This is a genomic window from Aquimarina sp. KJ22-3 (genome assembly GCF_055808215.1).
This window is the reverse complement of sequence record NZ_CM147859.1, coordinates 1848587-1869700: the sequence shown is the minus strand read 5'-3', so window position 1 is coordinate 1869700 and position 21114 is coordinate 1848587. Positions and strand designations below refer to the sequence as shown.

General features: G+C 35.5%; 17 protein-coding genes. 7 read left to right on the top strand and 10 right to left on the bottom strand.

All coding sequences use genetic code 11. The annotated features are described in order from the left end of the window. Positions 1-50: 50 nt before the first annotated feature. The 3 genes from AC0L3Q_RS08300 to AC0L3Q_RS08290 all read right to left on the bottom strand — a co-directional run bounded on the left by AC0L3Q_RS08300 (position 51) and on the right by AC0L3Q_RS08290 (position 5501). Positions 51-464 carry a hypothetical protein gene (locus AC0L3Q_RS08300; RefSeq protein WP_473286139.1) on the bottom strand — a complete coding sequence of 138 codons (414 nt, stop codon included), beginning with the start codon at positions 462-464 and terminating at the stop codon, positions 51-53. Between the two features lie 170 nt (positions 465-634). Next, positions 635-2914: a fibronectin type III domain-containing protein gene (locus AC0L3Q_RS08295; RefSeq protein WP_473286138.1), complete on the bottom strand. Its 2280-nt coding sequence runs from the start codon at positions 2912-2914 to the stop codon at positions 635-637. Positions 2915-3119: 205 nt separating this feature from the next. After that, a complete protein-coding gene (locus AC0L3Q_RS08290) occupies positions 3120-5501 on the bottom strand; it encodes an Ig-like domain-containing protein (protein ID WP_473286137.1) in 2382 nt (793 codons plus the stop codon). A 286-nt stretch (positions 5502-5787) separates the two neighbouring features. Between AC0L3Q_RS08290 and AC0L3Q_RS08285 the strand changes: the two genes are divergently transcribed. Beyond that, positions 5788-6543 carry a hypothetical protein gene (locus tag AC0L3Q_RS08285; protein WP_473286136.1) on the top strand — a complete coding sequence of 252 codons (756 nt, stop codon included), beginning with the start codon at positions 5788-5790 and terminating at the stop codon, positions 6541-6543. 27 nt (positions 6544-6570) lie between these two features. Here AC0L3Q_RS08285 and AC0L3Q_RS08280 read toward each other — a convergent pair whose 3' ends face one another. Then, a complete protein-coding gene (locus AC0L3Q_RS08280; protein ID WP_473286135.1) occupies positions 6571-9822 on the bottom strand; it encodes a M36 family metallopeptidase in 3252 nt (1083 codons plus the stop codon). A 414-nt stretch (positions 9823-10236) separates the two neighbouring features. Here AC0L3Q_RS08280 and AC0L3Q_RS08275 point away from each other — a divergent pair, with 414 nt between their 5' ends. From AC0L3Q_RS08275 to AC0L3Q_RS08260, 4 genes are all read left to right on the top strand, one after another. Further along, complete coding sequence (locus AC0L3Q_RS08275; RefSeq protein WP_473286134.1) at positions 10237-10806, top strand: YdeI/OmpD-associated family protein; 570 nt, start codon at positions 10237-10239, stop codon at positions 10804-10806. 241 nt (positions 10807-11047) lie between these two features. After that, positions 11048-11410: a superoxide dismutase family protein gene (locus tag AC0L3Q_RS08270; protein WP_473286133.1), complete on the top strand. Its 363-nt coding sequence runs from the start codon at positions 11048-11050 to the stop codon at positions 11408-11410. A gap of 88 nt (positions 11411-11498) precedes the next feature. Then, complete coding sequence (locus tag AC0L3Q_RS08265) at positions 11499-12029, top strand: RNA polymerase sigma factor (protein ID WP_073314838.1); 531 nt, start codon at positions 11499-11501, stop codon at positions 12027-12029. 7 nt (positions 12030-12036) lie between these two features. Next, on the top strand, positions 12037-12831 hold the full coding sequence (locus AC0L3Q_RS08260) for an anti-sigma factor (RefSeq protein WP_473286132.1): 795 nt from the start codon (positions 12037-12039) through the stop codon (positions 12829-12831). 56 nt (positions 12832-12887) lie between these two features. On the opposite strand, the gene AC0L3Q_RS08255 is transcribed toward AC0L3Q_RS08260, so the two are convergent. The 4 genes from AC0L3Q_RS08255 to AC0L3Q_RS08240 form a co-directional block, all read right to left on the bottom strand. Beyond that, entirely contained in the window at positions 12888-14045 is a 1158-nt protein-coding gene (locus tag AC0L3Q_RS08255) for a hypothetical protein (protein WP_473286131.1), read from the bottom strand. 310 nt (positions 14046-14355) lie between these two features. Next, positions 14356-15645, bottom strand: coding sequence for a tetratricopeptide repeat protein (locus AC0L3Q_RS08250; RefSeq protein WP_473286130.1), 1290 nt, complete (start codon positions 15643-15645; stop codon positions 14356-14358). A 152-nt stretch (positions 15646-15797) separates the two neighbouring features. Continuing rightward, positions 15798-16412 carry a DUF4331 family protein gene (locus AC0L3Q_RS08245; protein WP_073314846.1) on the bottom strand — a complete coding sequence of 205 codons (615 nt, stop codon included), beginning with the start codon at positions 16410-16412 and terminating at the stop codon, positions 15798-15800. Positions 16413-16435: 23 nt separating this feature from the next. Beyond that, the gene (locus AC0L3Q_RS08240; RefSeq protein WP_473286129.1) at positions 16436-17137 is read right to left on the bottom strand and encodes a DUF4331 family protein; all 702 of its coding nucleotides are present in this window, start codon (positions 17135-17137) and stop codon (positions 16436-16438) included. Between the two features lie 163 nt (positions 17138-17300). On the opposite strand from AC0L3Q_RS08240, the gene AC0L3Q_RS08235 reads away from it, so the two are divergent. Then, positions 17301-18485, top strand: a complete 1185-nt coding sequence (locus tag AC0L3Q_RS08235) for an LETM1-related biofilm-associated protein (protein WP_473286128.1) — start codon at positions 17301-17303, stop codon at positions 18483-18485. 1 nt (position 18486) lies between these two features. Here AC0L3Q_RS08235 and AC0L3Q_RS08230 read toward each other — a convergent pair whose 3' ends face one another. Together AC0L3Q_RS08230 and AC0L3Q_RS08225 are read right to left on the bottom strand one after the other, a co-directional pair. Continuing rightward, entirely contained in the window at positions 18487-19116 is a 630-nt protein-coding gene (locus tag AC0L3Q_RS08230) for a hypothetical protein (RefSeq protein WP_473286127.1), read from the bottom strand. 6 nt (positions 19117-19122) lie between these two features. Next, positions 19123-19617 (bottom strand): RNA polymerase sigma factor, encoded by a 495-nt coding sequence (locus AC0L3Q_RS08225; protein WP_073314852.1) that lies wholly within the window; start codon positions 19615-19617, stop codon positions 19123-19125. Positions 19618-19926: 309 nt separating this feature from the next. Between AC0L3Q_RS08225 and AC0L3Q_RS08220 the strand changes: the two genes are divergently transcribed. Beyond that, positions 19927-20658: a LytTR family transcriptional regulator DNA-binding domain-containing protein gene (locus AC0L3Q_RS08220; protein ID WP_473286126.1), complete on the top strand. Its 732-nt coding sequence runs from the start codon at positions 19927-19929 to the stop codon at positions 20656-20658. Positions 20659-21114: the final 456 nt, after the last annotated feature.

The following is a 21114-nucleotide window of genomic DNA, read 5'->3' as shown; positions in this document are numbered from 1 at the left end:
TTCTTGTAAATACTTTCCCTTATCTGTACATATGAAATGCTCTCCAGAAATTATTCAGACCAATAACGAAGCGTTACGATAATGTAACCGTTGGGGTCAACAAGTTCTTGGCTCAGCTTAACAAATGACGATGATGCACCGTCAAAATACCCATCATAAGCATCAAATCGATACGATCCTTCTGGTAAGAACCTGAAAACATTATCATCATCACTACGATTAGGATAAAATACCTCTCCGGTATCTTGATTAATTGCAAAGTATCCCTGTAACCCATTTGGTCCCACAGGCTGACCAAAACGATCGACTAACTCAATCTTTACATCAAATGTAGAACTGCTTTTTGCCTGAGTGCTTTTTGAAGAATTTTGCAGCAATTCGACATCATCATTTCCCGTTTCGCAGGCTACCAATAAAATTACGCTCAACACTAGACGTGTAATAGATTTCACTAAATTATGCATAACAAAGGTTTTAAGATTATTACAGCTAATTTCAGGATATCATACTATTAAATACTTATCGTAGAATTACGAAAACATCATTTAACAAATTCTCTAGAAAAAGAGAACCGTTAATCTTTAGATAGATTAACGGTTCATATATAGAAGCACGCCTAGAAGCGTATATACTGTTATTTCTTGATCAACCTATGATTTTCTAAAATCTGACCATTTTTATCAAATATAGAAAGTAGATAAACACCTGATTCTTTAATTTCCGGATTAAATATTAACCCTTCCTTTTTCATGGTTGCAGTGATATTCGCTTTGTATATTTCTGCGCCTGCAATATTATAAATAACTATTTCATTCGCTTTGTTCAAGATCAATGATGAACTTGATATATGAATGGAGGTAGTAAATGGATTGGGATGAATAATAGTTTGCTCCACCAAATCATTAAACAAAGGAGGGGTAACTCTTTGAACAAAAGTAGTATTGATTCTTGATGCCCCACAAGCTTCGATAAATTGCCAGCCACTAGAAGTTCTTTCAAAAAGGTTTCCTTGATAGGTCACTCTATCACCAGTTGAATAACTTACACCACTTTGCCATTCGGAAACTCCAGCACATGGATTTGGTGGTGGAGGGTTACTATCTGTAGTATAACTTATAATTAATCGAGGGGCTTTACTTGCTCCTCCTTCATAAGAATCAGCCACTCGTTTTGCCGAAGTACTTGTTAAACTTCTTCCTTTTCCTCTAATGATCATACTCAAACTATTCCCAGACGACCAATCACTTTTATTGACTAAGCTTTGTACCATATTCTTTAGATTAGGAGATCGTTGTGCGTTACCACTTTGATTACTCGACCATGATTGTGGTGTCCATGTCACCTTACTGGAAAAAGTAGTTCGGTTTGAAACTTTGTTGGAATTTGAGAAAGCTGGAGAATTACTACTGTTGTGCAATGCTATTTCTAATTCTGCATCTGCACTATTACTTTCGTCTGCGGTGAACTGTAAATATGCATTGGTAATCGTTGCATTTTTAGGAACTCCTACTCCCCTAAAACGCAAACCAATTATCTGATATCCTGCATTGCTATAGCTATCATACACTAGTTCAAGATCACTACTATTCGTATATAAATCTCCATTTTCACGTTCTTCTACATCATCATTCCCCGAAGAAATTGCCACATCTACGGTACCATTATCCGGATCTGGATCTACCACTGTTCCTTTATTTATAGTGACCACACTCCCATTTGATGGGTTCCAGATATCCAAATTACTTGGTATGGCAAATACATTATTATTAGAAACAGATCCAACTTGAGAAGCATTATCTACCTGTATGGTTCGAGTTTCTATTTTGTTTTCATCTACAAAAATCCATTTAAACTGATTGAAACGAGCCGAGTTTCTCGTCCAGTTTTTGTTATCATTATTAGATCGCAATGGAGCTCCCCAACACCCTTCTCCAACATAGACGGTTCCATTTTGATTATCTCTAACAAAACCTTCATCACTTCCCGATCCAGTTGACGGGCGTACAGGCCAGGTTGTTTTTACGGTATGTGCATCGCACTCTACCACCAACTTCACTCCTTTTTCATAAAATAATTGTGCCCAATTGTTGTATTGGTTATTTCCTTCAGATTTTGAAGATACATGAGGGCGCATTGGTTTATGATATTGCGCCATTTTCCAAATAACATTGGTATTTGCGTTCAAATCATTTCGTAACCAGTTAGTTTGATTTCCGGAAATCGAAATTTCTGTATTAAGGGTATATGTTCTTACTAGATTATTACCAAAAGTAATCGCATAATAAACACTGGTAGAAGGTACATCGAATAAATGATATACACTATTGTTACTATCTTCATGATTACCTCTGGTAGCTACAATTGGAAACATTCTATTGTCGCTGGCGATAGTCAATTGCCAATCGTCAAACCATTCTCTCCATTCAGAATTAGTATCTCGGTTCGTCATATCCCCTCCAAATAATACAGCATGTGGTTTTAACTTTGCTACCAAACTATTTGCATTTCGTCTTGGAGTTCTATTATTTCTAGAGTCTCCTCCCGCAATAAATGACAATCTACTGTTATCTGAAGGTGCTGTTTTGAACCAAAACCGCTCACTAGTACCTTGACTATCTCTAATCACAAAATAGTAGGCTGTATTAGGTTGTAAACCTGTCAATCGTGCAAAATGATTATTCATTCCTTTGTACGATACAATTCTATCGGGAGATTTAGAATTTGGATAATTGTTATAATTCGTTCCAAAATCTGTTGTTCCGAAATATACTGTAGGATTACTTCCTGAAATTTGGTTCCACCCAATAACTATTGAAGTCGCTGGATTGCCTCTTAAGGTAAGTCTGTACTTATCATTTGAAGCAAATAACTGAAAACCAATAAAAATAAAGATGAGAAAGTATGTTCTTTTCATGATTTGTGTGTTTGTTTAGGTTGGTTAAAATTAATGTATGACGTTTTAAGAAATACATTGTAATCTAATAGTAACTTAGAGTTAATATTGGTAACATAAGGTTTTAAAAAGGTTAATATACAGTTTAAAATTGGTTAATAAAACCGATATAAATGAAAAAGAGAGAGGAAAAAATCAACCTCTCTCTTTGTTGTATAAACCGTCTTTATTTCTTGAGTATTTGTTCTGAGAGTAATGTCTTTCCGTTCTTGTCAATTACCTGAACGATATAGATTCCTTTATCTAGTATTTCCGGACGAATACTTACTATTTTATTACGTATTGGGTTAAGGTTTGAATATCTCATCTTTCCTGATTTATCATAGATCTGTACCGAAACATCTCCTTTTACATTTGGAATCAAGATCTCAAACTCTTGATCGAATGGATTGGGGTAGATCTTAGCTTTTTCATTAATTTTCGGTTCTTTTAACTTAACGGCTAGTTCTTGTTCTGGCTCTGTTACTGCTCTACGACTACCGCTAAATGAGTATACCACAATCAATTTAGCTGCCTTATGGGCTCCGCTTTCATACGCTCCGGCAACTCGTTTATACTTTGTTCTGTAAGAGCTCTTACCTTTTCCTCGGATGATGAAACTCATACTATTTCCTGGCCTCCAACCTTGTCTATCCACAACTTGTTGTACCATACCTTTTAACTCTGGTGTACGTTGAGCAGCTCCATACTGACCTTCAGTCCAAGGTTGTGGTTTCCAACGTATTTTGTGTGGTACCACACCTCTACCTGAAACATTATCTCGATCCGTAAATTGAGGCGAATTATCACTATCGTGTAAAGAAAATTCTAATTCTGCACTACGACGGTTACTTTCGTCTGCCGTAAACTGAATATATGCATTGCTTATGGTAGCGCCCTGAGGTATATCAACATTTTGAAATCGAATTCCCACTTTCTGAAAACTTAAAAGATTTGTAGAGTCATATACCAGTTCTAAATCACTACTATCTACATACAATTGTCCGATCACATTTTCCTCTACATCATCGTATCCTTCGGAAACTGGTATCGTGATATTTCTGGCAAATTGACCAACTGTAATGGAAATTTCTTTTTCGCTACACAATTCATGATTATCAAAAGCTACCACTTTGATTTTATGGATACCACTACTCAAATTTCTTGGAGTGTTGTAAGGGTAAGTAAAATCAGTATTGATCAGATTTCCATCTACATAAAACTCTACTTTTTCTACTTGTCCATCACTATCGATAACGTTTGCCTTAATATCCACAGTACCAGAATTGGGTAAGTGTTGACCATCAGTAGGATTAACCAATGTGATTTGAGGTGCCTGAAGGTTTTTATTAATAATTTTAATAACGCTTCCGTTACTAGGATTCCATATCTGAAGATTACTTGGTATTTGGAAAACATCATCGTTAGACACCTCTCCTACTTGTAAAGCGTTATCGACCATTATCGTCCTTGTTTCAATTTTTGCTTCATTCACAAAAATCCATTTAAACTGATTAAACTTTCCAGAATCTCTCGTCCAACCTTTAATATCATCATTATCTCGTAGCGGAGCTCCCCAACCACCTTCTCCTACATAGACTGTTCCGTTTTCATCTCGTTTAAATCCTTCTTCACTTCCGGAACTGGTAGAAGGACGAAGTGGCCAGGTACTCTTTACCGTATGTGCATCACATTCGATAACTAGTTTCACTCCTTTATCATAGAATAATTGGGCCCAATTGGCATATTCTATCAAATTTTCACCTTTGGAAGAGACATGTGGTCGAATAGGAAAATGATATTGGGCAATCTTCCAAACCACACTAGAGTTAGCATTAAGATCATCTCGAAGCCAATCTTTTTGCGATCCCGAAATAGCAGTTAATGAATTTAAGGTATAAGTTCTTACAATATTACGGCCAAAAGTAATGGCATAATGAACCCCAGATGAAGGAACATCAAATAAATTTACAATAGTACTATTACTATTCTCATGGTTTCCTCTTGCCGCAATTATCGGAAACATTCTACCATCATTTGCTATGGTGAATTGCCAATCATCGAACCACGTTCTCCATTGAGCATCGTTATCATTGTCGGTCATATCGCCTCCAAAGAGAACTGCATGCGGTTTAAGCTTTGCTACCAATCGATTTGCATTTTGTCTAGGCACTCTGTTATTTCTGGAATCCCCACCGGCTATCAAAGAAAATTTACCTTCTTCCAAAGGCGCAGTTTTAAACCAAAGCCTTCTACTAACACCTTCACTATCTTTAATCACAAAATAATAGGCTGTATCTGGTGTAAGTCTTGATAATCTTACAAAATGATTGTTCATCCCCCGATAAGAAACAATACGACTGGGTGCCGCAGAATATCGATAATCTTGATAATTACTACCTTGATCGACAGGACCATAGTATACTACAGGATTTGTTCCCGAAATTTGGTTCCATCCGATCACTATGGTAGTTGCTGGATTATCACGCAAAGTTAATCTATATTTGTCACTGGAAGCATTGGATTTCCATGCAAAAAGGATTACAAAAAGCAGGCATATTTTATTCATGGTTTTAAGATGTTAGGTTAAAAAAACAAAGTTAAAATATTGAAAAACAGAATTTTAAAACCTATCTCAAACTTAATTCAGAATTAAATATGATAACACTCCTTTTTACGAAACATAACTATATCTTCAACTAATGTTAACATCAATATGATTTATTTTGTGGCATGAAAAACTCAACTACTTTATGGATTATTAAAGGCTCTGTATTTCTGATTTTTATAGGACGAGCCTGGCAGCACCTATTTTGGGATGCTCCTTTTCGCTCTTTTTTTGGGATGAAGCCCTGTTGAAACCTATTGTAGAATCTATATTTGACATCCCATGGAAAGAATATGTAACCAGTAGTACCACAGATGATTTTATACAAAATAGCATTCGAGTGAATGGATTGTTATACTTGATCGCTGCTATAGTTTCGCTCACTGTGAATACCGTTCCAAAAATGTGGCAAAAAATTCCAATTTATGCGGGAGGAATTAGTTTAATCTTATTGTCCGTATTAATGGCTAAAGAAAAGTTCTATCACTTGGGTCAGTTTTTTGAGCACAGTATACAATTTAGTACTCCATTTGTGTTTATTCTATTTGTCAAGAATACCATTAGCAAAGAACGTATTATTCTTATCCTTAAGATTTTGATTGCCCTTACCTTTTTTTCGCATGGATTATACGCCTTTGGTTTTTATCCTGTTCCGGGGAAATTTGTAGATATGGTGATTCAAATTTTTGGATGTTCTGAATCTAGCGCGTTGACTTTTTTGTATATCGCAGGAATTCTTGACTTTATCGTTGCCGCCCTGATTTTTGTACCCAAAGTAATGAAGTATGCGCTTTGGTATGCCGTAGTTTGGGGGTTACTTACAGCATTAGCTAGAATAGTAGCTAACTTTTATGTCGATTTCCCCCTAGAATCTTTGCATCAAAACTTGTATCAAGTAGTGTATAGATTGCCACATGGTTTAATACCGTTGGCCGTACTATATATAGACAAGTATCAAAACAATTTTCCTCATACCTATAAAAGAAAAAAGGCCGTTGTATAACGGCCTTTCCTTTCTCAACAAATCAAATTAGTTAATTATAAAACGTTCAACAGTCTTCATTTGTGAATTTTGAATTTGAAGCATGTACATACCTGCTCCAAGGTAATCCACATTAATCCAACCATTACTGTTAAGTTGTCCTTTTCCTACTTCTTGTCCCATTAGGTTAATAATTGAGTAAGAAGTGTCTGTAGATTTAGACAACTGATTATTAGGCATAAATACCTGTAATGCGTTTCCTTTTTGTAAAGGGTTTGGTGCTATTCTGATCGAAGATAACTGACCTTCGTCTTCTGTTCCTATTTGTGCCGTAACCGGTCCAAAATCTACTGGTGCAAATGATGATCCACAAGAACCTTCAAAGATTTTCACATTAGAGAATGTAGAAGTATTACCAGAACCTGCATCATTATCATTGATAAACACTAGTCTATCCATACTACCTGTGTAGAACGTACCCACTGCAATCGTATAGGTTGTTGTTCCTCCAGAATAGTTATCAAAATTGGTTACCCCATAGTTTTGAGTACCGTGAACTTTGAAATATCTAGTAGATGTTAAGCTATTATCATCTTCGAATCCTACAGCATGAATTTCTCCCTGACTAGTACTGCTAAAATCGAACTCGATCACTGTGTTAGCAGTTACCGTATAATTTAAAGGAATAAACTTCCAAGTGTTATTTGTAAGTGATAATGAAGCTCCTCCGTTTCCGATAGAAGAATCACCAGCTGAATCCTGATTCGAGAATGAATTAATAGTGAAGTTGTTAAAGTTAAGTGCATCACATGTTGGACCAGGGTTACTTGATCCTTCCTGAATACTTACATCATCAATAGCAATATCACTCTGCCATCCTTGACTACCACTACCAGTTACTACATTAAATCGAAGTTGCACGCTAGCTTGTCCTGCATACGCGGAAAGATCAACATCTGCAGCGTTCCAGTTGCTACCTTGATCTCCGTTTCTGCTGAATACACTTGTCCATGCTCCATCATTATTGGTTCTTGCTTCAACATTTAAGCTGTTGATAGCGCTTCCTAACATATGGTATTGGAAAGTTAGTGTAGGTGTTGACAAACTACTGAAATTCAAACAAGGAGAATTCAAAATCGCTCTCTTATTAGGATATCCTGTTCCATTTCCAGAAGCTTCAACATATAGATAGAAACTACCATCCGCTGCGCTTCCAGGTCCGGTTCCGTTAGAAGGAGTACCATTTGCATCTCTAGTCCAGTCTAAATCATCACCAGTTGTAGCTTGTGCCCACTGACCTAAATTAGTTTCGAAACTTTCGCTAAATGGGTAAGAAGTTACATCTCCAGAACAATCTCCGGTTCCTGGACCAGGTCCTCCTCCATCACAAGGGTTCGTGAATGAAACAGTTTGGTCTGTTTGTCCGTTAGAACCTCCGTTATTATTTTCATTAGCTCCTTCACCTACTCCTCTTTCAGCAAAAGCTTTCCAGATTAGACAACTGTACTGTCCTCCATAAAGGTCCTGATCTGCCTGAAGGATTCCATCACGACCTGATACAAATCCAGGGTTATTCGCTGTATTCTTAAGTCCTTCTACAACAAGAGCCAACGCGATATTGTTACCTCCGGTTCCGTTATAAAAATCTGGATCAAATCCTTCTTGATCGATAAGCAACCAAGTCATATCCCAAAGAATTGTAGCAAAAGCGTATCCTACTCCGTGTGGTCTTGCTAATCCACCTATATCTGCATAGTCGGTATCATTAATAGATCGATTAGTGGAATAACGAGTTGGACGAATACCGGCTCCATCAGTTGCCTGACCTAGCACATAAGCTCCTACTCCTCTACCATCTGTCCCTTGATCTCCCGCTCTCATAGTAAGCATTAGACCAAAATAGTCAGACCATCCTTCTCCCATTTGCTCAGATCCACCAAGTGTGTTTGATGATGGTCCACCTACCAAACGGATAGAGATACCATGACCATATTCGTGTACGATAATTACGTTATCAAAAGAACCATCTCTTCCTGGATTAGTTCTATTCCATAAGAACATCTGCATTCTCGGATTTCCTCCGTCACCAGGTGTAGAGAAGTTTGCATTATTAGTTCCACTTCCATCTTGTGCATCTGCATTTACAGAATCACTTCCTGATCCACCTCTTCCATAGTTATTTTCCTGGAAGTTTCCACTAGCTTCATCAAAACCATACTGATAAAACACATCATGGATAATGTTATTCCAGTAGAACAAGTTAGTTACAGAAGCGCTTAAATAGTTACTTGGAGATTGATTTAAGTTTACAGGAAAATCAAAATCCAAACCAGATCCTCCATCAGGAGAAAAACCAGTTCCATTATTTCCATTACTGTCATCCTGTGCCCATACATTGTTACCTCTTGTAATCGTAAACTCAGCACCAGCACTACCGTTGGTATCATGCCATCCAAATGGAGAAGCAGTAGCTTCTGCGGGATCCGTTACGATAGAACGCCCTCCATGAATAGGGCTCTCAATTGGCATTGGATATACATTATAAGAATCAGGAGCAAATGCTAGTGATTCTGCTTTAGTCATAGGCCCAGCTACAGTATCATCAAATAGTACTGACTCGGTATGGCTATGATTATGATTAGCGTGACCAGGCTCATCGAAACTACAAGAAATCACATGGTTCTCTTCGTGAACAACTGCTCCAGTATTGGCATCCACATCAGCTACCCACCAGTGTTGCCCATTCTTTTGATATAAACTTACATTCCAGCATAATAGCAATTGGTCTTTAACCAATCTGTATACCAGTTTAGCTTCCAGAGGTTGCTCTTTTATCGTTAATCCAGAATTTTTATATACCAATACATCTCCTAATTTAGATTTTCGAGATGTTCTTGATAAACTTTTTGCTTGAGCAAGTTTATGTTTGCTAACCACAGCATTAATTGCTTGTTCTGGAGTGATCCCAGGGCTAACTGAATTAATTTTACTGTTCACAGCATCTACAAACTGATTAATCTCATAGGTAACTTGATTATTTTGAACAGTTAATTTATAACTACCATTCATGATCGGAATGTTGTTATACATCTGTCTCAGATATACGTGAGTAATTCCCTTCTTTAATGAAGGCACCTCATCTGTAATAACGTAGTTATAGTCGTTAAGAGTAGCCTGAGATTTTGAAGTGTGTGAAATCGCGTCTTGAAAATGATTTTGGACAATACCACTAATGTCCTGTGCAAAAGTTGTTTGACAAATTACAAAGCATAAAATGACAAACGAGTAGACTTTTTTCATAAAAATAAGTTTTGAGTTTGTGTATAGCAAAATTAAAGAAAAATGAAGGATTTACGATAATGATTGCGAAACGCATACTAAATTATCATAAATTAACTTATATATTATTTTTTATTTAACACATTTGTTAAAACACTCTTTTTTATACATTCGCTATTCCGAAACTATTATAAACACTGTTAGTCACAAAAAACCAGAACAAACCAAAACCTAACTATTTGATAAACAAATGATAAAACAACCATTATTCAATTACGGGAAAAGTGTAAAAATTTGATGGTGTTTTTTCTAAAAAACAGAATGTTTTACATAGTAAAATGATAGATTTGATTAACAAATTTCAACAAACTCTAAACAAGATATTCTAAGCCCTAAGAAAATACATCTTAGTCTTATCTTTACAAAAAACAGCGTATGAGCACTTTAGCTTTTGAAACACATTTACATTCTGGACATACCTTTATTGTTCCTGATAAAATTGCCCATAATTTTCTTGACCAAGGTTATAAAAGAGTAATCGTTACTATTCTGTTTGAAAACAGATCAACTTCCTTCCATGCTGCTATTCAAAAGTTTAACAATCAATATCACATCACTTTTAATAAAGCCAATCAAAAAAAGATGAAGATATTTCCTTCGGATTATTTTACAGTACAATTGAACGAAGACACTTCGAAGTACGGGGTAGAAATGCCCGAAGAGTTCGATGCCGTTCTGCAAAGTGACCCAGAAGCCTTTGAGATTTTTGAATCCTTAACTGATGGTAAAAAAAGAAGCCTTATTTATTTTATACTGAAAATCAAAAACTCGCAAAATAGGATCAATAAGGCCCTGATTATCACAGAGAATCTTAAACGAGGTATCAGAAATGCTCAAGAATTGATAAAAAAATATAACCATATACCAAGTAAACATTACTTCTTACAGAATGATTTCATTCACGAATCTTTTGTAATCATCGAAAACTACACTATCTTACCCTAGTAAACAAAGGACAAGTTATAATTATGAAAGCGTTACAATTGATAGTCTTTGCTTTCTTGTCAATCATAATTGTCGGCTGTAAAGGTGAAAAAAAACAGGAGATAGATCCAACCACTACAGTTGAAAAATTATATAAAAAAAGGAAGGCGAAGTTAAAACGATTACTATTACACTAGACCCTAAAAGTGATAGCAAAGTTTCGGGTAAAGTTACTTTTATCGAAACTGAAGGTATTGTTAATATGACAGCAGAACTCAACGGACTAAATGAAGGAGAACATGCTATCCATATTCACGAAAAAGCAGATTGTTCATCTCCTGACGGAAAATCTACGGGAGGGCATTGGAATCCTACCATGGAACCTCATGGAAAATGGGGAGCAAAAGAAGGTTATCACAAAGGAGATATTGGGAATCTAAAAGCGGATGCTGAAGGCCATGGGGTGATTAATTTCGCAACTACTGAATGGTGCATTGGATGTGATGATGACAAGAAAAATATTTTGGGCAAAGCAGTAATTGTGCACCAAGGAATCGATGATTTTACTTCTCAACCATCTGGAGCCGCAGGTAGCCGAGTAAGTTGCGGTGGAATCATACAATAACATATACTAAAAAAAGAAATGGTTAAACGAGCTCTTTTTCTTTTAACGCACTAAATCATTATTTAATAGTTTACCCTCACACTCTTTAATGCAACCCACAGCACTTATAATAGCATTACAAAACAAAGAGCAATCTGCTTTGCAAAGCATTTATGACATGTATGCTACTAATGTCTATGGGATTATTTATAATATATTAAGAGATAAAGAATTATCCGAAGAGGTTTTACAAGACGTTTTTATTAAAATCTGGAATAATGCACCTTCTTATTCAGAAAAAAAGGGCAGGTTCTTTACCTGGATACTCAATATTGCTCGTAATGCGGCAATTGATAAAACCAGATCAAAAAGTTTTAAGAATTCCTATCAAAACCTTGAAGCCGAAAATTTCGTAGATATATTAGAGGACAACAATAATTTTTTAAGTAAAGTAGATAGTATAGGAATAAAAAAATACATCAGTGCTCTAGAGCCTCTTTGTAAAAAAATAATTGATTTGCTGTTTTTTAAAGGGTTTACCCAAAAAGAAACTGCAGAAACTCTGGATATTCCTTTGGGAACAGTGAAAACCAGAAATAGGATTTGTATCGATAAACTAAAACAAGTCTTAGAAGTATAACAAATACATGGATATTAAAGAATACATAGCATCCGGGATTTTAGAACTTTATGTTTACGGTTCTCTTTCTGAAAAAGAGAATACCGAGGTGTATGCTATTTTGCAAAAACATCCAGAAGCTCTGGCGGAGGTTGAGCGAATCGAAAACTCTTTGAAAGAACTATCTGCAGCTGTGGCTCCCGATTTGGATGCATCCATATACTCAAAAATCGAAAATCGTTTAGATCCTGAAGATAACTCTGTAATTCCGATTACCAGAAAACGAAGCAATTTACCGATGTATATTGGTTGGGCAGCTTCAGTCGCCTTATTAGCTGGTTTATTTGTACAATTGAATAAAAATAAGGAGCTAAGGCAACAACTGGTAGAAAACCAAATAGAAAAGCAATTACTTGAAGGCAAAATTCAAGTAGCAGAAGAAGATTTATCTCAAACCAAAAACTTACTAAGCGTTTTACGTAATAAAGAGTTTATCCAGGTACCATTAGCTGCTCAACAAGTAGACCCTAATGCTTATGCTACAGTATATTGGGACAAAGAAAATCAAAAGGCCTATATTGATGTTGCGGGGTTACCCACTCCTCCTCCCGGAAAAGTTTATCAGGTTTGGTCCTTAGGCTTGAACCCCTTGACCCCGACAAGTATGGGAACGTTGGATGCTTTCACCGATAATAAAAATAAGATCTTCTCCTTATCCAACCCTAATAATTCCGAAGCCTTTGGAATTACCCTAGAACCAGAAGGCGGAAGTGAATCTCCTACATTAGAAATGCTATATACGCTTGGTGCGGTAGAATCATAAAAAAAGGGTTAAGATAACATCCTAACCCCTTTATTATTTATTTTTACAAACTTTTCTTAGTTCGTCTCTGTAATCATAGCATCACTATTCATAAAGATGTTTGCTCCAGAAAGCTTGTCGATCTCAAAACTGAATGATGTTGTTGGTGTATCAAATTGCTCTGAGAAGTTGTTTGGTGTATTAAATCTTCCTGTTCCGTAGTTGAAGTTGATCTCGCACATTTCGTATCCTGGATTAACAGAATATTCAATTTTTAATCGAGTATCGCTTACAGAAGACACGTTGATGTGTCCAACTTCGGTACTAGTGCTGATATCACATCCATTTGGATTCGTGATCAATTCAATATTAAATCCAGCATCTCCTCTACTATCGATAAACACATATGCTAGGAACGTGTTGAATACGTCATTCTCGCAGAATCCACACTCTTCGTGGAAACCATATGCTTTTACACATTCTGGTGCACAACTTTTCACACAGTACTCAAAAGAACGTACCCACTCTCTGTAGTAGTAGCATCCAGAGTAATAAGAATATCCATACTCCTGAGTTAAGTTTTTGTTGTATGCAAACGCAGAATAGAAACACTTGCTGTCTGCATCGTAAATTTTAGAATACGCTACGATTTCAAAACAATCTAAGTTAATAGATGATAATGGAATAACGTAAGCCGCTTTCTTCGTTCCTCCAAAGTAGTAAGGAAAAGCTTTGTAGTTAAATTTACGTAGATTAGGAAATCCATTAGAATAAAATGGAATTTGTCCTTTTTCACCAATATACAGATATACTTTTTTCATATATCTAGACTTATTGGCCTTAAAGAATAAGTATAAGTTTTCTCCGTCGTTAGTAACTTCTACTCTACCTACTCTTTTCTTTTGTGATCCAACTAATAGTGGAATAACTTTAGTTTCTCCACAACCTGCTGCTTTTACATCATCAAGAGTTAAATCAGTTGGTTTTAATAATGTATAATCGTAGTGACCATACGTTTTTGCACCAAATTCTTCAGGAGCGTTTTCTTCTTCATCGTGTCCTCCCTCTTCTTTGGTTAATCCTTCTGACCCGTCATTTTTAACAAAGTCAGGTTCTGCAACTTCGCTTGCAGGTTCTTCCATTAGTTCATTTTCCTCACTCTTGTTACAAGATGTGTAAACAAAAAATAAAGCAATGAACGCATACTTCAATACTGATACGTAATTTGTTTTCATATAAGAATGGTTTATGGTTGAAATTTCCCCTTTTGTGGGGTCAAAACTAATAAAAAATAGTATTCAAAAGATGTGATAATCAGGCAAAACCGATATAAACAATGATAAATTCGATGATCTTCACAACTCATATGCCAGAATACCCAAATAGTAAGATTAATAATACAAAAAAGCTTGCCTACTCCCCCAAGTAGACAAGCCCTCATCTAAACATCAAAAAACAAAAATCAAAAATTGTATATAAGTTGTACTCCGGCAACAATGTATTGTCGGGCGTAAATGATATATCCTTATTGGTTGCAAAAACCAATCATAAGTTCTGGACTTTTACAGCAGTAAGCGGACCTAACTCATAATCGCTCCCTATCAATTCCTCCTTGATCACTTCCATCTTATCCAAAAGTCCATTGGCCTTATAAATCTGAGCAATGTGCAGATTGGCAACGGGTTCAAAGGTTTTATCCACTACATGTGCATTTACCAGATTCAAAGCTTGTTGGTATTCTCCTTTCAGATACAAGATGTATGCTTTCAAATCATAAGATTGAGGTGTGGGTCTATTGTTAATCTCAATTTCTGCCAATGCCATAGCCTTATCAAACTGCTGATATTCCTCAGCCAACAGTATCGCATTATGAACATTATACATTACCCCATAGTTGGGGTTGTCTACTCCTTCACGGTAGTTCTTTAGATTGTCTTCCTTTTGCGTTTGATCTGCTAAATACTCACTGATTTCTGCTTTCAACAAGTAATAATCCGGGCTCTTACTGTTCGCAATCACGTTATTCATTATTCTTAGAGCTACCTGTGGTTTCTTTTCGTAAGAATAGGCTATCCAAGCGATACCCTTTTTGGCATAGGTATATGAAGGATCGATCTCCAACGCTTTCAAATAATGTTGATACGAATCTTTGATCCTACCTGCATGCCCATAATAATCGCCCAAATTGGTGTAAGACCATAACATGAGTGCTTTGTTGTTCTTTTGTTCTACGAGTTTTGTGGCTTTCTCCATATATTTTATGGTCAAATCGAGATTACCTTTGAAATCACTCCACTTTGCCAATCGAATTAAAAAGTTGAAATCATTATGATCTGCAATCTTTTCTAAATATTTTGAAGCATTATCGTATTCTCCCAACTCCATCGACACATCAAACAACACCATTTTCGCAGCCTTGTTGTCATTAATTTCTCTTGCAGTTTCTGCTGCTGCCTTTGCATCTATAAAACGATGTTGGGTACTATAATTTTGAGCAAGAGCTAACCAATAATTCTCTCTTTTGAAAGCGGCTATATCTGCAGATTTTTGTAAAATTTGTTCAGCTTTTTTCAGGTATGAAATCTCACCTGTAGCTTGAAACAAATCGGTATATGCTTGAGCCACGGGGCCCATAGATGTAATTTGAGTACTATCTTCTTTTATTCTTGCATTCCAGAATGCTAATTCGTGCTCTGCTTTAAGGGTTTTATCCTGTTGATCTATTTGTAAGTAGCTGCCATAATCGCTTATGTTACTTATTCTTTTGGTGTCTTCATTACAAGAGGCGAAAAGGCTTACTGCTATTAAAATGTATAAGGCTTGAATTGTTTTCATCTGTTTAAGATTTTAATGTTTAATTTTTTTAAACCACCGCTACGTATGGAACATTACGTCATGGTATTCATAATGCTGCAACCCCTATGACATATGGTAGATTTATTTGATTGCAACATTATATGTAGTAGCGGTGGTCAAAAATTTAGCTTTTATGAAGCGTGGGGCGGTTCCAGATAAGGAAATGACGCCAAAGGAGTTTCTCCTGATGCATCCACTCCATCACTAACCAAAATCGGAAGATCCGCATTTCCATCTCCATCAAGATCCTGCCCATTAAAGCGATCTCCGTTTTGCCCTCCAAAAATCAATATCAATGAAATATCAATGACATCATCCGTAAGTCTTCTACCCGTTAATAGATTTGTACCGTCAAAATAAGTAGTTGGAGCATCTGGTGCTACCTGTAGTACATCTGCTGCCAAAAATGTGGTAAGTTGTACAGCATCTTGACCAAGAATATTATTTTCATATTGTGCTCCGTATGCACCGTAAAGACGAACTGCCTCTTCTAAAAATAACGGTTGAAAAATTGGCACTCTTTCTGAAGGAATAGTAACATTAAACGCATCTTTGTTTGCTCCATCGTCAAATCGTAATAACGCGCTGTTTATTGCCGGTCTACCCATCTGATCTACCTGAGCAAAAGTTCCTGTAAAATCAGGTCCTGGATCAGGAATATTTGGATTTCCATCGTCATCATTGTTACAACTTGTCGCAAACAATAAGGTGATCAAAAGTAGGGTGCTATATTTTAAAATTTTCATGATTATAGTTTTTAAAAATTAGATTATTGTTTTCTTTTGGTTTCTACCCATGCATTAAACACTTCTACATTGGTTCCTGCAGGGTGGCTAAATGTTCCTCCTAATAAAGAATTAGGAACTTCGATGACTACGGCTAGTACATTGGTACCATCAAATGTATCTGTTCCGTTTCTATTGAAACCTTCTGGAACTACTTGCCCGCGAATAACTTGTGAAAAACGATCAAAATCGAAGAAAAAAGGATCTTCTCTAAGCCCGGCGAAATAAGAAATTCCATTGGCTGTAGCCGTATTGGCGGCTGCTCCCGTACTAATCGCTACTTCTCCGCGTAGAGATGTGGTTTCGTCGATTACACTGTTCAATCCTGTATTTGATGGTGCATAAGGACCAAAGAAATACATGGTTCCATCTCTTGGAATGGCTTGGATCACCATATCCTCGACCATATCACCATCGTTATCAATATTGATTTCGATAAGGATATCTTCATCAAAAGAGGCATCTGCTCCAGGCATCTGTAATCCTTGCACAGTTGTAGCAAAAACAGTGTTATCAGGATTTGCTCCTTCATAAGCATAAAAATCGGCTATGTCTGCTTTGGCATCACCTCCGTCTGCTAATCGAATACCTGGTGCATCAATGTGATCTGCTGCCATAAGTATTACTGCAACCAGAATTAGTAAGCTACCAAACAGAAGCACATTTGTTTTTTTAATAGAGTTCATTTTTTTAGTTTTTAAAAAGTTTACGCCTATACTTACGAGCCATTATTAGGGTCGGTTTTATTGATATCGTTAAATGTTTGTTAATGATTATCGTAAACATCATAACACCATCGTTACTGTTTAGAAAAAAATAAACCTAAATTTGTAATAAACTGGTAGATTAATGAACCCTTCTACTTCTGGATGGATTGATAAATATCTTAGAGATTTGGATGATGACTCTGAAAGACTTCAGTGGTCATTTGAACAATTATATGCGGGATTGAGAAGTGCCGGTTTTATTTACGGGACTTCCATCCATTCTTTAATAGATAGTAGTTCGGATATTACCTACTCTGAAGAAGAAAAAACAAAAATCAATTTATTAACTGCTTTGGTTGTGGTGTATTACGACACCATACAGAATGCTAATCCTAAAGATTGTATCAATGCATTAGTACAGTTTTATGGCTTTCTGGACACCAAAAAATCATTTTTCTCTTTTTCTAACGTACTCCCCACCAATAAAACAGAAAAGCTAGAAAAGATCATTCATGCCAGAATACAAACGAATGAATCGATCTTCAGAAAAAACTTTAGTCACTTGCTCACCAATGCGCTCTTGTTTATTGATGTGTTAGCTTTTGATTATTTCTTGATTCACAACAAAAACCCTTTTGAGTACGCTGCCCAACTAGAAGAAACCTTAACCAATACCGTTTTTCTGGCATTAAATTCTAAAGATGAACAAAATGAACACGATAAATTATTAATAAAGTTATTTGCTTCGTCGGTGAGATATACTAATATCTCTACGGAAGAAGATGCAAGTTTCGATTATATCGAGTTGGATCCCTATACTGATGATATTGAAAAAAAATACATACTAGATCTATCCAGTATGGCTATTTGGAATGATAAAGAATTAGATCAGGGAGAACAAACCTTTATGTCGGCACTGGGAGCAGAACTCAAATTATCAAATGCCGAGGTTAAAGAATCTATAGATATGGTTCATGAATTTATCAATGCTCATAAAGATCAGATCGCTTATTTCAATTATTCGAATCCTGCGTTACATTTCTATCAGCAAACCTCAAGAACCGTAAGTATTTTGGTATTGAGAAATAAGAAAAGATTGATCAAAGAAATTACTGAAAGTAAGGAACTAATGATTTTATTAGGTCAATCTGCAATGAGAGAACTCTCTAAAGAAGAAAAGCAACAGGTAAAACAACAACTTATCGACATCTGCAAGACCATTCCTTCTCTTGCTATATTTATATTACCTGGAGGAAGTCTTTTGCTTCCTCTGCTCATAAAATTTATACCTCAGTTGCTACCCTCTGCGTTCAACGAAAATAAATAAGTTATACTTCTAATTTTTCTAACTCCGTATAATTCCTTTTTAGTCTTCTGGTAATGATACCATAAATGACTCTATAGAATAACGCAATAAATCCGATAAAGATTAAACCAAGAATAATAGAGCTTACTATAATAATTGTGGTAGACGCCTGCCCCAGATCCGCTTGTTTTTGATAATGATCGGTAAAGGCAGCCAGATAAATAGTAAAGGACATAAAAGTCAACGCAAAGAAACCGATATTAAACCAAACATAGTATTTTACGGTTTTTCTGGTTCTGAAAATATTTTCCATCAAAACTTTGGCGGAATCCGTAGTTTGAATTTTCTTATAATTTAAATAAAACCGAACCACAAAAAACACGATTACTGCATAATATACCAATGAAAGTCCTACAATAAAGCCGCCACTTAGTAGCTCGTCTACCTGCTCTTGTTCTGTATATCCGTTCACCCTAAGGAAAATATCCAATAACACCCATAGCGAGAACTCCAGAAGACTGATAATGAAAATCCACTTTACCATCGAAGACGATTTTTTCAAAATCATCTTGTAGATCTCATTATACGACAGCCTTGGCATAGCAGTATCCTGCTTCTTCCAATCTTTTTTTAATAACTCTAATTCATCCATACGGGATTAGGGATTTAATATTTTTTTCAATTTTGTCTTTACCCGATTCATTTTCACTCTGGCATTTACCTCACTTATACCCAAGGTATCAGCAATTTCCTTATAGGATTTATCTTCCAGATACAAAAAGACCAGGGCTTTTTCTATATCGTTGAGCTGCTTTACTGCAGCGTACATTAATTTCAATTGTTGCTCTACCTCATCATCATAGTCTTCAGCTTTAATTCTGAAATTCATCGCATCCAGATCCGTAGTTTTTATACTTCTCTTGGATTTCCTATACAACGTTATTGCTGTATTCAAGGCTACCCGATACATCCAGGTGCTGAATTTTGCATCTCCCCGAAATTTGGGGTAAGCCTTCCAAAGCTGAATTGTAATCTCTTGAAACAAATCATTATGTGATTCTGAATCACTGGTGTAGATCCTACAAACCTTGTGAACAATATTTTGATTTTGTTCAAGATTAGTTACAAAACTATGTTCTAATTCTTTATCCATTTAGTCAGTTACACCTTATATGTAGTCGGTAAAACTAATCCGTTACAACTTTTACCAACAAATTATTACTTTTTTTAAGCAATAAAGAAAATGGATATCAATAAAACTTTCTTCATAAAAAGAAGCAAAACCCATACCAATTTTATATTTCTTTTGCTATATTTAGTCATCCTAATAGGTTAAAAACTAATTGTCGTCGCCCCTTGTTATCGATGGAAGTAATTACCCTTTTTTAACCTTTTACCCCTACGACATTGTCTTATTTTTCAAAAATGCATCATGTTTAAAAGTAAAATAATTTAAACACGTATGACGGTTGCTTTGATTGGAAACAATACAGATATTTTAGACACTATAAAAAAATATCTACTGGAACACTTTGCATATATTTTCTCTTGTGAATCTGTAAGTATATTTGAAGTGCACGATATAAATATTCAAAAATATCAACATGATTTGGTCTTATATGATTTTCCAGAAGATCAGAACAATACAGAAATCATTCGAAAAATAATCAAGTCCAAATCATATATATTCCCTATAGTTTCAGAAAATGCTGATATTATAAACTTATTGAAGCAAAATGATATCAGATACCTAAAAAAACCTATCAATTTTGAGGAATTGCATTTTTTTGTGGACAGTTATTATACTTTTAAATCTAAAGAGTTAGAAATAAAACAAATCATTAAAGAGCTAAAACTTACCGCTCCAAAAAGAAGAATTGCTATTCCACAAGAAAGACAAATTCTTATGATTCCTGTAAATGAAATTCTATATATCAAAGCAGACATTAATTATTGCAAAATTTTCATGCCCGATAAAAAGAACATTTTGGTTTCTAAAACATTGAAAAATTTTGAGCAACAACTCATTAACAATCCGGAGTTTTATAGAATACATCAATCCTACCTCATTAACTTGAACTATATCCAAAAAGTAATCAAGACCAAACTTCTACAGGTAGAAATGAGTAATGGAGAAATCTTATCCATTTCAAAATCAAAACGAACTGAGTTTTTGAATCTAATTCTAAAATAAAAAGAGACACTCCTTACTAAAGTGTCTCTTTGTATGACGTTGGCGTCATTAATACATTGTATGAACAATGGAAATCCAATCTAATTAAGGTTTATTAGTCCTTACTTTTTCTGTTCGTTTATTGATTCTTACTTTTCTGTTTTCATTTCCCTTATGTGTAGCACAAGAAATCAAAGTGTTACTGAGCAAACTATTACTATAGATGCCACTACCAATAAAGACATATAAATATCCAGTGAATTAATTACGAATTTTTTCATGACTGTACTTTTAAGATTAAAATAAAGGTCCTCGTATTTTCAACGATTAGTATAGAATACGTTGCAATTCGATCGCAATTTCCCTATAGATTTGAAATACCATTATACTGTATTTCATAGGTGATCCACTCACACATAGAGAAATCGAGAATAACTTCTATTGGCGATGTGCTAAAAAAGTAGTAATGTGTCCGGT

What these genes read in the sequence shown, in the direction of transcription:
- AC0L3Q_RS08300 (WP_473286139.1), bottom strand. Translation starts at nt 464, where the DNA reads ATGCATAATTTAGTGAAATCTATTACACGTCTAGTGTTGAGCGTAATT.
- AC0L3Q_RS08295 (WP_473286138.1), bottom strand. Translation starts at nt 2,914, where the DNA reads ATGAAAAGAACATACTTTCTCATCTTTATTTTTATTGGTTTTCAGTTA.
- AC0L3Q_RS08290 (WP_473286137.1), bottom strand. Translation starts at nt 5,501, where the DNA reads ATGAATAAAATATGCCTGCTTTTTGTAATCCTTTTTGCATGGAAATCC.
- AC0L3Q_RS08280 (WP_473286135.1), bottom strand. Translation starts at nt 9,822, where the DNA reads ATGAAAAAAGTCTACTCGTTTGTCATTTTATGCTTTGTAATTTGTCAA.
- AC0L3Q_RS08275 (WP_473286134.1), top strand. Translation starts at nt 10,237, where the DNA reads ATGAGCACTTTAGCTTTTGAAACACATTTACATTCTGGACATACCTTT.
- AC0L3Q_RS08270 (WP_473286133.1), top strand. Translation starts at nt 11,048, where the DNA reads ATGACAGCAGAACTCAACGGACTAAATGAAGGAGAACATGCTATCCAT.
- AC0L3Q_RS08265 (WP_073314838.1), top strand. Translation starts at nt 11,499, where the DNA reads ATGCAACCCACAGCACTTATAATAGCATTACAAAACAAAGAGCAATCT.
- AC0L3Q_RS08260 (WP_473286132.1), top strand. Translation starts at nt 12,037, where the DNA reads ATGGATATTAAAGAATACATAGCATCCGGGATTTTAGAACTTTATGTT.
- AC0L3Q_RS08255 (WP_473286131.1), bottom strand. Translation starts at nt 14,045, where the DNA reads ATGAAAACAAATTACGTATCAGTATTGAAGTATGCGTTCATTGCTTTA.
- AC0L3Q_RS08250 (WP_473286130.1), bottom strand. Translation starts at nt 15,645, where the DNA reads ATGAAAACAATTCAAGCCTTATACATTTTAATAGCAGTAAGCCTTTTC.
- AC0L3Q_RS08245 (WP_073314846.1), bottom strand. Translation starts at nt 16,412, where the DNA reads ATGAAAATTTTAAAATATAGCACCCTACTTTTGATCACCTTATTGTTT.
- AC0L3Q_RS08240 (WP_473286129.1), bottom strand. Translation starts at nt 17,137, where the DNA reads ATGAACTCTATTAAAAAAACAAATGTGCTTCTGTTTGGTAGCTTACTA.
- AC0L3Q_RS08235 (WP_473286128.1), top strand. Translation starts at nt 17,301, where the DNA reads ATGAACCCTTCTACTTCTGGATGGATTGATAAATATCTTAGAGATTTG.
- AC0L3Q_RS08230 (WP_473286127.1), bottom strand. Translation starts at nt 19,116, where the DNA reads ATGGATGAATTAGAGTTATTAAAAAAAGATTGGAAGAAGCAGGATACT.
- AC0L3Q_RS08225 (WP_073314852.1), bottom strand. Translation starts at nt 19,617, where the DNA reads ATGGATAAAGAATTAGAACATAGTTTTGTAACTAATCTTGAACAAAAT.
- AC0L3Q_RS08220 (WP_473286126.1), top strand. Translation starts at nt 19,927, where the DNA reads ATGACGGTTGCTTTGATTGGAAACAATACAGATATTTTAGACACTATA.